This window comes from Streptomyces drozdowiczii (assembly GCF_026167665.1).
In the GTDB taxonomy this organism is placed as follows: domain Bacteria; phylum Actinomycetota; class Actinomycetes; order Streptomycetales; family Streptomycetaceae; genus Streptomyces; species Streptomyces drozdowiczii_A.
This window is the reverse complement of sequence record NZ_CP098740.1, coordinates 2,103,848-2,116,277: the sequence shown is the minus strand read 5'-3', so window position 1 is coordinate 2,116,277 and position 12,430 is coordinate 2,103,848. Positions and strand designations below refer to the sequence as shown.

The 12,430-nt window shown below is 72.7% G+C and carries 8 protein-coding genes; 4 read left to right on the top strand and 4 right to left on the bottom strand.

What is annotated here, in order from left to right; all coding sequences use genetic code 11:
* Positions 1–61: 61 nt before the first annotated feature.
* From NEH16_RS09325 to NEH16_RS09315, 3 genes are all read right to left on the bottom strand, one after another.
* Positions 62–2,110 (bottom strand): M4 family metallopeptidase, encoded by a 2,049-nt coding sequence (locus NEH16_RS09325; protein ID WP_265540987.1) that lies wholly within the window; start codon positions 2,108–2,110, stop codon positions 62–64.
* Between the two features lie 393 nt (positions 2,111–2,503).
* Positions 2,504–4,384: an ABC transporter ATP-binding protein gene (locus NEH16_RS09320; protein ID WP_265540985.1), complete on the bottom strand. Its 1,881-nt coding sequence runs from the start codon at positions 4,382–4,384 to the stop codon at positions 2,504–2,506.
* Entirely contained in the window at positions 4,381–6,273 is a 1,893-nt protein-coding gene (locus NEH16_RS09315; RefSeq protein WP_265540983.1) for an ABC transporter ATP-binding protein, read from the bottom strand. Before NEH16_RS09315 ends, NEH16_RS09320 begins: the two co-directional genes overlap by 4 nt.
* Before the next feature lie 174 nt (positions 6,274–6,447).
* Between NEH16_RS09315 and NEH16_RS09310 the strand changes: the two genes are divergently transcribed.
* From NEH16_RS09310 to NEH16_RS09295, 4 genes are read left to right on the top strand one after another with little or no spacing between them, the layout of a single operon-like run.
* A complete protein-coding gene (locus NEH16_RS09310) occupies positions 6,448–7,377 on the top strand; it encodes an ABC transporter ATP-binding protein (RefSeq protein ID WP_265540980.1) in 930 nt (309 codons plus the stop codon).
* A gap of 1 nt (position 7,378) precedes the next feature.
* Complete coding sequence (locus NEH16_RS09305; RefSeq protein ID WP_265540978.1) at positions 7,379–8,176, top strand: ABC transporter permease; 798 nt, start codon at positions 7,379–7,381, stop codon at positions 8,174–8,176.
* Between the two features lie 25 nt (positions 8,177–8,201).
* Positions 8,202–9,455, top strand: coding sequence for a sensor histidine kinase (locus NEH16_RS09300; RefSeq protein WP_265540976.1), 1,254 nt, complete (start codon positions 8,202–8,204; stop codon positions 9,453–9,455).
* Between the two features lie 23 nt (positions 9,456–9,478).
* On the top strand, positions 9,479–10,129 hold the full coding sequence (locus NEH16_RS09295) for a response regulator (RefSeq protein ID WP_265540974.1): 651 nt from the start codon (positions 9,479–9,481) through the stop codon (positions 10,127–10,129).
* A gap of 9 nt (positions 10,130–10,138) precedes the next feature.
* Here the strand turns inward: NEH16_RS09295 and glgX are convergent, their stop codons facing one another.
* A complete protein-coding gene (gene glgX / locus NEH16_RS09290; protein ID WP_265540972.1) occupies positions 10,139–12,397 on the bottom strand; it encodes a glycogen debranching protein GlgX in 2,259 nt (752 codons plus the stop codon).
* Positions 12,398–12,430: the final 33 nt, after the last annotated feature.

Here is a 12,430-nt window from a genome sequence, read left to right as displayed (position 1 = left end):
GAGGGGGTCCTCTCCCGGGCGGCCGTGTCGTGTCCGGTCAGACGGTCAGACGGTCTGACGGTCAGAAGGTCAGCTTGAAGCTGTTGATCTTCCCGGTGTCCCCGCTGTAGACGTCCTGGACCTTCAGCTTCCAGGTGCCGTTGGCGGTCTCCGACGAGGCGTTGACCGTGTAGGTGGTCTTGACGTTGTCCGCCGAGTCGCTGGAGGACGAGTTCTTCAGGCGGTACGTGCTGCCGTCCGGCGCGACCAGGTCGATGACCAGGTCACCGCGGTAGGTGTGGGTGATGTCCACACCGACCTTGAGGGCGCTCGGGGCCTTGCCGGTGCGGCCGGTGACGTTCACCGAGCTGGTGACGGCGGAACCGTGGTCCGGGATGGAGACCGCGGTGGAGTTCTCGAAGACGGTGCCGGTGCCGGGGTCCGGGTCGGTGCCGCCGGAGCGCGCACCGACGTTGATCCCGGCCCAGGCGTCCTGGACGGCCTTGTACTCGGCGCTGGTCGTGCCGTACAGCTCACCGGCCACCGCGAGCGTGCCGGTACGGGCGCCCGCGTAGTTGGTGGTCGAGGTGAACTTGGTGGAGAGCGCCTTGAACCAGATCTGCTCGGCCTTCGCGCGGCCGATGCCGGTCACCGGCAGGCCGTCCGAGGTCGGCGAGTTGTAGCTGACGCCGTTGATGGTCTTCGCGCCGCTGCCCTCGGACAGCAGGTAGAAGAAGTGGTTGGCCGGACCCGACGAGTAGTGCACGTCGACGTTGCCGATGCCCGAGTACCAGGCGTCGGGGGAGATGCCGTCGCGGCTCGGCTTGTCCTGGTAGCGCAGCGGCGTGCCGTCGCCGTTGATGTCGATCTTCTCACCGATCAGGTAGTCACCCTTGTCGGTGGCGTTGTTGGCGTAGAACTCGACGGCGGTGCCGAAGATGTCGCTGGTCGCCTCGTTGAGGCCGCCGGACTCCCCGCTGTAGTTCAGGCCGGCCGTGTTCGAGGTGACGCCGTGGCTCATCTCGTGGGCCGCCACGTCCAGCGCGGTCAGCGGGTGGGCGTTGCCGCTGCCGTCGCCGTACGTCATGCAGAAGCAGCTGTCGTCCCAGAACGCGTTCACGTAGTTGTTGCCGTAGTGGACGCGGGAGTAGGCGCCGACGCCGTCGCCCTTGATGCCGTTGCGGCCGTGGACGTTCTTGTAGTAGTCCCAGGTCTCGGCCGCGCCGTAGTGGGCGTCCGCCGCCGCGGTCTCCGGGGTGCTGCCGTTGCCGTCTCCCCAGACGTCGTCGGCGCCGGAGAAGAGGGTGCCCTTGCCGGACGTGCCGTGGTTCAGGTTGTACGTCTTGTGGCCGCCGCGCGCGGTGTCGGTCAGGTTGTACGAGCCGGAGGACCCGGAGGTCCCCAGGGTGACCTGGCCGCTGTACTCGGTGTTGCCGACGCCGTTCTCGATGGCCTGCCACTCGTAGAGCTTGGCCCCGGTGGAGGCGTCGGTGATGACGTGCAGCGCGTTCGGGGTGCCGTCCTCCTGGAGGCCGCCGACCACGGTCTCGTACGCCAGCTGCGGCGTCCCGGAGGCCATCCAGACGACCTTGCGGGGCGCCTTGTCGGCCTCGGCCTTGTCCGAACCGGCCGCCTTGGCCGCGCCGAGCGCCTGCTTGGTGGCCACCGCCGGGGCGATGTCCGCCACGGTGCCGACGGCCTTCAGCTGGGCGGCGGTGGCGCGGGACGCCTTGACGACGCTCTCGGTCGCGCCGGCCTTGGACTCCTGGACGACCAGGTCGCCGCCGAGGACCGGGAGGCCGGCGAAGGTGCGCTCGTAACGGGTGTGCGTGGTGCCGTCGTTGTCCTGGACGACGTCCTTGACGACGAGCTTCTCCTGGGACCCGAGACCGAGCTTCTTCGCGGTGGCCGCGGTGCTCGCGCTCGCCTCGCGGATCAGCTCGGCCCGCTGCGAGGGCGAGAGCTGCTTGGCGAGGGCGCCGGGGTTCGCCTTGGAAGCGGAGGCGGTCCTGGCGGTGCCGTTGTCCGGGGCGGCGGAGGCCGCTCCGGTCTGGGCGCCTACGGCGAGGAGAGCGGCTGCGGCTATGAGAGCGCCGGTCGCGGTGGCACGACGGCTGTGCGTGGATCTCACGCGGACTCCTTCTGCGAGGGGGGTACCGGCGGCTGGGTGAGCCGTCCGGGCAGAGCAAGCAGAGCGCGGAACGGGGTGAAGAGTGTCAGGAGTCGGCCATCCCTGTCAGGACCGCGTCAACAACTTGGCCGGAATTCGTTCGTTGCCGGAAGATGCGTGTTCGTTAAGCGGACGTTTCGTGAATCGTCACGCGGGGGTGCCGAGGGGTGCCCGGAGGGCTCGTGCCGCCTGAAAGCGCAGGGCGCGTCGGGGTTGCGGGCGTACGAGCGGAGTACGACGCGAATGTGAACAAGCGGAAAGTTCCCACCTGTCGAGACGGTGTGAAGGCGTGGCGCGATCCGGCTGTCCGCCTCCGGGACAAAAGGGGCGGACAGCCGGGGTGCCACGGGGCCGTCAGGCCAGGCTCTCCTGCCAGGCCCGGTGCAGACCGGCGAAGCGGCCCGTGCCCCCGACGAGTTCGGCCGGGGTGCCGTCCTCCACGATCCGCCCCCGCTCCATCACGAGCACCCGGTCCGCGACCTCCACGGTCGAGAGCCGGTGCGCGATGACCACCGCGGTGCGGCCGTGCAGCACCGTGTCCATCGCCTGCTGGACCGCGCGCTCACCGGGGATGTCCAGCGAACTGGTCGCCTCGTCCAGGATCAGCACCGCCGGGTCGGCCAGCAGCGCCCGGGCGAACGCCACCAACTGGCGCTGGCCCGCCGAGATCCGGCCGCCCCGCTTGCGTACGTCGGTGTCGTAGCCGTCGGGCAGCCCGGTGATGAAGTCATGGGCGCCGATCGCCTTCGCGGCCCGCTCGATCTCCTCCCGGCCCGCCTCCGGGCGGCCGATCGCGATGTTCTCCGCGACCGTCCCGGAGAACAGGAACGCCTCCTGGGTCACCATCACCACCCCGCGCCGCAGCTCGGGCGTGGCCAGGTCGCGCAGATCGGTGCCGTCCAGCAGGACCCGGCCCGCGCTCGGGTCGTAGAACCGGGCCAGCAGCTTGGCGAGCGTCGACTTGCCGGCCCCCGTGGAGCCGACCACGGCCACCGTCTGGCCCGCCGGGATCGTCAGGTCGAACCGGGGCAGCACCTCGCCGCCCGTCCGGTATCCGAAGCCCACCCCGTCGAAGACCACCTCGCGGCCCGGCCGGTCCCCGACCCTGGCCGGCAGCTCGCGGGGCTCCAGCGCCTCCGGAACCGTCGGCGCCTGGGCCAGCAGCCCGGCGATCTTCGCCAGCGAGGCCGCCGCGGACTCGAAGGAGTTGAGGAACATGCTGAGCCGGTCGATCGGGTCGTACAGCCGCCGCAGATAGAGCACCACCGCGGCCAGCACCCCCAGCGCGAGACCGCCGTCCGCGACCCGGTAGGCGCCCCAGAGCACGATTCCGGCCACCGCCGTGTTGGCGACGAGCCGCGAACCGACCACGTAACGCGCGTTCTCCAGCATCGCGTCGCCGTTGGCCGCCCGGTGACGCGTGTTCAGCTCCAGGAACGCCGCGTCGTTCGCCGGCTCGCGGCGGAACGCCTGGACGGGCCGGATGCCGTTCATGGTCTCCGCGAACTTCACGACGACCGAGGCGATCGCCGTCGAACGGCCCGCGAAGATCACCGAGGAGCGCTTCCGGTAGAGCCGCACCAGCAGATACAGCGGCAGGAAGGACGCCACCGCCGCCGCGCCCGTGGCCAGGTCCAGCCAGAGCAGCACCACGGCGATGGACGCGAACGACAGGACGATGTGGATCAGCTCCTGGAGCCCCTCATCCAGCAGCTCCCGCAGCGACTCCAGGTCGGTCGTGGACCGCGAGATCAGCCGGCCCGAGGTGTACCGCTCGTGGAAGTCCACGCTCAGCGCCTGCGCATGGCGGAAGATCCGGCCGCGCAGGTCGAGCAGGACGTCCTGGCTGACCCGCGCGGACAGCTGGATGAACGCGTACTGGAGGGCGCCCGCGACCACCGAGCAGAGCGCGTAGCCCAGCGCCACGGCGATCAGCGGCCCGTAGTCGTCCTCGCGGAAGGCGGGCACCCCGCTGTCGATGGCGTACGCCACCAGCAGCGGCCCGGCCTGCACCGCCGCCTGCTGCAACAGGATGGCCAGCGCGGACGCGGCCACCCGCCCCCGCATCGGCCGCAGCAGCGAGGCGAGCAGCTGCCGGGTGGCGCCGCGCGGGGCCGGCAGGTCGTCCCGGTCGAAGGGGTCCCCGGGCACCGCCCGGCCCTCCGAGCTGCCGGAGCCGGTGGAGTCGGCGGGTTCGGAGGGCTCGGCGGGCCGTCCGGTCGTGGTGCTGGTCATCGGGTGCTGCCCTCCTCGGCAGGGGCGTTCGCGCCCAGGGGTTCGGTGAGGCCGGTGCCGGGTAGCGCCTCCGCGCCGGGCTCCGGTACGGGCTCATCCCGCTCGCCGCCCGACGGCCCCGGGGCGTCCGCCGCGCCCGACATCAGCCACGCGTACTCCGCGTTGGTGCGCAGGAGTTCCTGATGGGTGCCGACCGCGCTGACGCGGCCCCCGGACAGCAGCGCCACCCGGTCCGCGAGCATCACGGTCGACGGCCGGTGCGCGACCACCACCGCCGTGGTCTCCGCCAGGACCTGCCGGAGCGCCGCCTCGACCAGGGCCTCCGTGTGCACGTCGAGCGCGGAGAGCGGGTCGTCCAGGACCAGGAAGCGCGGCCGGCCCACCACCGCCCGGGCCAGGGCGAGGCGCTGGCGCTGGCCGCCGGAGAGGCTCAGGCCCTGCTCGCCGACCTCCGTGTCCGTGCCGTGCGGCAGCTCGTGGACGAAGTCGGCCTGGGCGACCGAGAGCGCCCGCAGCAACTCCTCCTCGCCGGCCCCCTCGGCGCCCATCAGCACGTTCTCGCCGACGCTCGCCGAGAAGAGGGTCGGCTCCTCGAACGCCACCGACACCAGCTCCCGCAGCCGGGCACGCGGCATGGCGGTGATGTCCTCGCCGTCCAGGGTGATCCGCCCGGCCGTCGCCTCGTACAGCCGGGGCACCAGCGAGGTGAGCGTGGTCTTGCCGGACCCGGTCGCGCCGACCAGGGCCATGGTCTCGCCGGGCCGGACGTGCAGGTCGATGCGGTCGAGTACGGGCGCCGAGCCCTCCTCCGCGTCGGGATAGCGGAAGCGGACGCCCTCGAAGACCATCCCGCCCGCCCCGGGGTCCGCGGGGGCGGCCGTCCCGCCGGTGTCCTCCTCCTCCGCGGCGTCCATCACCTCGAAGTACCGTTCGGTCGCCGTCGCCGCCTCCTGGCTCATCGCCAGCAGGAAGCCGATCGACTCGACGGGCCAGCGCAGCGCGAGGGCCGTGGAGAGGAAGGCGACCAGGGTGCCCGCCGACAGACCGCCGTCGGCCACCTCGATCGTGCCGAACACCAGGGCTGCCCCGATGGCGATCTCGGGCAGCGTGGTGATCAGGGTCCAGATCCACGCGAGCAGCCGGGCCTTGCCCAGCTCCGTGGTGCGCAGCTTCCCGGCGAGCGCCCGGAAGGCGTCGGACTGGCTGCGGTGGCGGCCGAAGCCCTTGATGATGCGGATGCCGAGGACGCTCTCCTCGACCACCGTGGTCAGGTCGCCGACCTGGTCCTGGGCGCGGCGCGCGACCTTGGCGTACTTCGTCTCGAAGGCCGAGCAGATGATCACGAGCGGGATCACGGGGGCGAGCAGCACCAGGCCGAGCGTCCACTCCTGGAACAGCAGGACCACGAAACCGGCCAGGATCGTGGTCGTGTTGACCAGTAGGAAGGTCAGCGGGAAGGCCAGGAACATCCGGACCATCATCAGGTCCGTCGTCCCGCGCGACAGCAACTGCCCCGAGGGCCACCGGTCGTGGAAGGCCACCGGCAGCCGCTGGAGGTGCCGGTAGAGGTCCGCCCGCATCGACGCCTCGACCCCCGCCAGCGGACGCGCCACCATCCACCGCCGCACCCCGAACAGCACCGCCTCGGCGATGCCCAGGAGCAGCAGGTAGAGCGCGCCGAGCCAGACCCCGCCCGGGTCCGCGTCCGCGACCGGGCCGTCCACGATCCACTTCAGGACGAGCGGGATCACCAGGCCCAGACAGGAGGCGACGACCGCCACCAGGGCGGCCCCGAAGAGCCGTGCCCGTACCGGCCTCACGTACGGCCAGAGCCGCAGCAGCGAGCGTACGGCGGACCGGTCCTTGGGTTCTACATGTTCCTGGCGCATCAGGGAGGAGCCTACGGTCCGTCCGGATATCGGTCCCGCGGTTTTATCCCGCCCCGGCGCCCCGGCGGACGCGCTCCCCCTAGGGGTCGTACGGGGCATCAACCGATCGGACGATGCCGGTTCGAGCGCGATGGCCGATACCGGGGCGGGCCCGTCGCGCCGATGCTCGGTGCCATGGCAATCATCGAAGCGAACGGGGTGCGCAAGTCCTACGCCGGCCGCCCCGTGGTCGACGGGGTCTCCTTCGCCGTCGACGAGGGGGAGATCTTCGGGATCCTCGGCCCCAACGGCGCGGGCAAGACCACCACCGTCGAGTGTGTCGCGGGCCTGCGGGTCCCGGACGCGGGCACCGTCCGGGTCGCCGGGCTCGACCCGGTCGCCGACCGCGACCGGGTGACCGGACTGCTCGGCACCCAGCTCCAGGAGAGCGAACTCCAGACCAAGATCACCGTACGCGAGGCCCTGGACCTGTACAGCGCCTTCTACCCACGCCCCGCCGACTGGCGCCCGCTCGCCGAACGGCTCGGCCTGGACGCCAAGCTGGACACCCGCTTCCACCGGCTCTCCGGCGGCCAGAAGCAGCGGCTGTCCATCGCGCTCGCCCTCGTCGGCCGCCCCCGCGTCGTCATCCTGGACGAGCTGACCACCGGCCTCGACCCGAGGGCCCGGCGCGACACCTGGCAGCTGATCGAGGACGTCCGGAACGGCGGCGTCACCGTCGTACTCGTCACCCACTTCATGGAGGAGGCCCAGCGCCTCTGCGACCGCATCGCCGTCATCGACCGGGGGCGCGTCGTCGCGCTCGACACCCCGGACGGCCTCGTCGCCGGCGCCGACGGCTCGACCGTCATCTCCTTCACCCCCTCCGAGCCGCTGCCCGAGGCCGAACTCGCGGGCCTGCCCGGCGCGGTGGCGTACGAGACCGAGGGCGGCCGGGTCGTCATCAACGGCACCGACGAGACCGTCAACGCCGTGATCTCGCTGCTCGCCCGGCTCCGCGTCACCGCCCACCGCCTGCGCGTCTCCGAAGCCACCCTGGACGACGCCTTCCTCGACCTCACCGGCCCCGCCGACGGGCCCGGCCGCACAGAACGGGCAGCCTGAGATGGCCACAGCGCACACCGCACCCACCGCACCCGCCACCGCGCCCCGCACCGCCGTTCCGGGCGCGACGCTCGCCGTCCTCAAGGCGGAGACCCGGCTCTTCCTGCGCGAACCCGGCAGCCTGTTCTGGATCGTCGTGTTCCCGACCGCGCTCCTGACGATCCTCGGCCTCGTCCCCTCCTTCCGGGCCCACGACGACGGGCTCGGCGGCCGGCGCGTCATCGACCTGTACGTGCCCGTCGCGGTGCTGCTCGCCCTGATCATGTCCGGGCTCCAGGCGATGCCGCCCGTCCTCACCGGCTACCGCGAACGCGGCATCCTGCGCCGCATGTCCACCACCCCGGTGCGGCCCTCCGCGCTGCTCGGCGCCCAGATCGCGCTGCACGGCGCGGCCGCGCTCGTCTCCGCGCTGCTGGTCGTGGCCGTGGGCCGGACCGCCTACGGGGTGCGGCTGCCGGAGCAGCCGTTCGGCTATCTGCTGGCGCTGCTGCTCGCGGTCGGCTGCGTCCTCGCCATCGGCTCGCTGATCTGCGCGCTCTCCCGTACGACGAAGATCGCCGCCACCGCGGGCTCGCTGGTCTACTTCTCCATGATGTTCACGGCGGGCGTCTGGGTCCCCGTCCAGGCCATGCCCGACGCGCTCCGCCGCATCGTCCAGGCCACCCCCTTCGGCGCCGCCTCCCAGGCCCTGGACCAGGCCGCCCGGGGCGACTGGCCGGCCTGGGCCTACCTCGGCGCGGTCGCCACCTGGGCCCTCGCCGCCGGGTGGACTGCGATCCGCACCTTCAGGTGGCAGTAGCGGGGGCCGGGGGAGACTTCTCCGCATGAGCGCACACGTCACGACGGCCGAGCAGTGGTGGGGCCGGTTCTTCCGGTACGGCCCGTACGGGCTGCTCGGCCTGGCCGCCGTCGTCTCGGCCGTCACCCGGAACCTCGTCATGTCCCCGGCCGACGAGCGCGCCGTCGCGGTGCTCCTCCCGGCAACGCTCGTCCTCCAGCTGTGGTGGTCCCGGAGCGCGCGCACCGCCGGACCAAGTGCCGGTGTCCGCTACTTCACCGCCCGCACCCTGCTGACCCTCGGGCTCACCTGGTGCAACCCGTTCTTCTCCATCTACGCGGTGCTCGGCTACTTCGACGCCGGACGGATCCTTCCGCGACGCGGCGTCCGGCCCGGGCTGCTCGCGGTCGCCGTCATCATGGCGGGCGCCCAGAGCGGCAGCACCCTGCCGCCCGCCACCCTGATGAACTGGATCGTCTTCGGCATCGTCCTCGCCGTGCACGCCACCCTCACCATGGTCTTCGCCCAGATCGGGGACCGGGAGGCCGAGCAGGACCGGGCCCGCACCGAGACCATCACCGCCCTGGAGACCGCCAACGCCCGCCTGGAACAGGCCCTCGCGGAGAACGCCGGACTCCACGCCCAGCTCCTCGTGCAGGCCCGCGAGGCCGGGGTGGCCGACGAGCGGAGCCGACTGGCCGCCGAGATCCACGACACCATCGCCCAGGGCCTCACCGGCATCATCGCCCAGCTCCAGGCCGCCGGCTCCACCGCCGACACCGACCCGGACCTCGCCCGCGACCACCTCGTACGCGCCGCAGCCCTCGCCCGGCACAGCCTCGGCGAGGCCCGCCGCTCGGTGCACAACCTGCTGCCGGCCGCCCTCGAACACGACGACCTGCCCGGCGCGCTCAAGAAGACCGTCGCCACCTGGTCCCAACGCACCGGAGTACGCGCCGAGTTCACCGTCACCGGCACCGTCGCACCCCTGCACGACGAGGTCGGCGCCACCCTGCTCCGCATAGCCGAGGAGGCCCTCGCCAACGCCGCCCGGCACGCGAAGGCGTCCCGGGCCGGGGTCACCCTCTCCTACATGGGCGACGAGATCACGCTCGACGTCCGCGACGACGGCCGCGGCTTCGACCCGGCCGCGCTGCCCCCGTACCGGGGCGCCGGCGGATTCGGCCTCGGCGGCATGCGCTCGCGCGCCGAACGCATCGCCGGCACCGTCGAGGTGGAGACCGGACCGGGCCTGGGCACGGCGATCAGCGCCCGCGTCCCGCTGGTCCCGCACTCCTGAACCCGTCCCGTACGGTGTCCGTCATGGACCGGGAACCCGCGCGCGTCATCACCCTGATCGTCGTCGACGACCACCCCGTCGTACGGGACGGGCTGCGCGGGATGTTCGCCGCCGCACCGGAGTTCCGGGTGCTCGGCGAGGCGGCCGACGGGGTCGAGGGCGTCGAGATGGCCTTCCGGCTCGACCCCGACGTGGTGCTCATGGACCTGCGCATGCCCGGCGGCGGCGGGGTCGCCGCGATCACCGAGCTGACCCGGCGCGGCGCCCGCTCCAAGGTCCTCGTCCTCACCACGTACGACACCGACTCCGACACCCTCCCCGCGATCGAGGCGGGCGCGACCGGCTACCTCCTCAAGGACGCGCCCCGCGAAGAGCTGTTCACCGCCGTCCGGGCCGCCGCCGAGGGCCGGACCGTGCTGTCCCCGGCCGTCGCGTCCCGGCTCGTCTCGGCGGTCCGCGCCCCGGTCGCCGCGGGCAACGACACGCTGTCGGCCCGGGAGCGCGAGGTGCTGACGCTCGTCGCCCGGGGCACCTCCAACCGGGAGATCGCCGCCGAGCTGTTCATCAGCGAGGCCACCGTGAAGACCCACCTCACCCACCTCTTCGCCAAGCTCGGCGTCAAGGACCGCGCCGCCGCCGTGGCGACCGGCTACGACCGGGGCATCCTCGGCTGACCGCCCGGCTCACTCCCGTACGCGCAGCAGCAGCACCGACCGCTCCGGCACGGTCAGCCGCTCGCCGCCCCGGTGCACCGTGCCCGGGGGTTCGGCCTGGTCCTCGCGCGCGGTGTCCAGGAGCAGTTCGTACGCCTGCGCCCACGGCGGGCCCGGCAGCAGGAAGTCCGCCGGTTCGTGGCCCGCGTGCAGCACGGCCAGGAAGCTGTCGTCGGTCACCTGCTCCCCGCGCGCGTCCCGCCCCGGGATGTCCCGGCCCGAGAGGTAGAGGCCGACCGTCGCGGCCGGCGCGTACCAGTCCGCCTCGGTCATCTCCGTGCCCCCGCCGGTGAACCACGCCAGGTCCCGCAGCCCGTCCGGGGCCTGCGGCCGCCCGGAGAAGAACGCCCGGCGCCGCAGCACCGGATGGCGGTGGCGCAGCGCCAGCACCCGCGCGGTCAGCGCGGCCAGCTCCCGCCACTCGGGCTGTTCGAGCAGCGACCAGTCCACCCAGCCGATCTCGTTGTCCTGGCAGTACGCGTTGTTGTTGCCGCCCTGCGTACGCCCCATCTCGTCGCCCGCGACCAGCATCGGCACCCCGGTCGACAGGAGCAGCGTGGTGAGCAGGTTGCGCAGCTGCCGGCGGCGCAGCGCGTTGACGTCCGCGTCGTCCGTCTCGCCCTCGGCGCCGCAGTTCCAGGCCCGGTTGTCCGAGGTGCCGTCCCGGTTCTCCTCACCGTTGGCCTCGTTGTGCTTCTCCTGGTAGCTCACCAGGTCGCGCAGGGTGAACCCGTCGTGCGCGGTGACGAAGTTGACCGAGGCGTACGGGCGGCGCCCGCCCCACGCGTACAGGTCGCTCGACCCGGTCAGCCGGTAGCCGAGGTCCCGTACGTCCGGCAGCGCGCCGCGCCAGAAGTCCCGTACGGCGTCCCGGTAGTGGTCGTTCCACTCCGTCCACAGCGGCGGGAACGCCCCCACCTGGTAGCCCCCGTTGCCCACGTCCCAGGGCTCGGCGATCAGCTTGACCCGGCGCAGCACCGGGTCCTGGGCGATCACCGCGAGGAACGGGGAGAGCATGTCCACGTCGTGCATGGAGCGGGCGAGCGCCGCCGCCAGGTCGAAGCGGAAGCCGTCCACGCCCATCTCGGTCACCCAGTACCGCAGCGAGTCCGTGATGAGCCGCAGCACGTTCGGCTGGACGACGTGCAGGGTGTTGCCGCAGCCCGTGTAGTCCGCGTACCGGCGGGCATCGGCCTGGAGGCGGTAGTAGCCCCGGTTGTCGATGCCGCGCAGCGACAGCATCGGGCCCAGCTCGCCCGCCTCGGCGGTGTGGTTGTAGACGACGTCGAGGATGACCTCGATGCCGGCGTCGTGCAGCGCGCGCACCATCCGCTTGAACTCGCCGACCTGCTCGCCCGTCGTGCCGCTCGCCGAGTAGCCGGCGTGCGGGGCGAAGTAGCCGATGGAGTTGTAGCCCCAGTAGTTGCGCAGCCCGCGCCGCAGCAGATGGTCCTCGTGCGCGAACTGGTGCACCGGCAGCAGCTCCACCGCCGTCACCCCGAGGTGCTTCAGATGCCCGATCGCCGCCGGGTGGGCGAGCCCGGCGTAGGTGCCGCGCAGCTCTTCCGGGATGCCGGGGTGGCGCTGGGTGAAGCCCTTGACGTGCAGCTCGTAGATGACGGAGTCCGCCCACGGCGTCTTCGGCCTGCGGTCGTCGGCCCAGTCGTCGTCGTCGTGGACGACGACCCCCTTCGGCACGTACGGGGCGGAGTCCCGTTCGTCCCGCACGGTGTCCGCGAACCGCTGGTCGGGCCAGTCCCTCACATGGCCGTACACCTCGGCCGGAAGGGTGAATTCGCCGTCCACGGCCCGGGCGTACGGATCGAGCAGCAGCTTCGCCGGATTCCACCGGGCGCCCGTCCACGGGTCCCACCGGCCGTGCACCCGGTATCCGTACCGGCGGCCCGGCCGCACCCCGGGCACGAAGCCGTGCCAGACCTCGTGGGTCAGCTCGGTCAGCGGGAGCCGGGTCTCCGTGCCGTCCTCCTCGAAGAGGCACAGCTCGACGGCCTCCGCGCCGCCCGCCCAGAGCGCGAAGTTGGTGCCCGCGACCCCGTCGGGGCCGGTCCTGAAGCGGGCGCCGAGCGGCATCGGCGCCCCCGGCCACACCGCGGGCGGGCGCGGTCCCGGTGCGACGGCGGCGACCGCCTCCGCCACCGCCCCGGCGGTCCCGGTCGTCGTCCCCGGGTCCGTCTTCCGTACTGCTTCCTGCTCGGCTGCGCTCGACACCTGCTCGCCTCCCGCGGCTCGTGGGACCGGCAC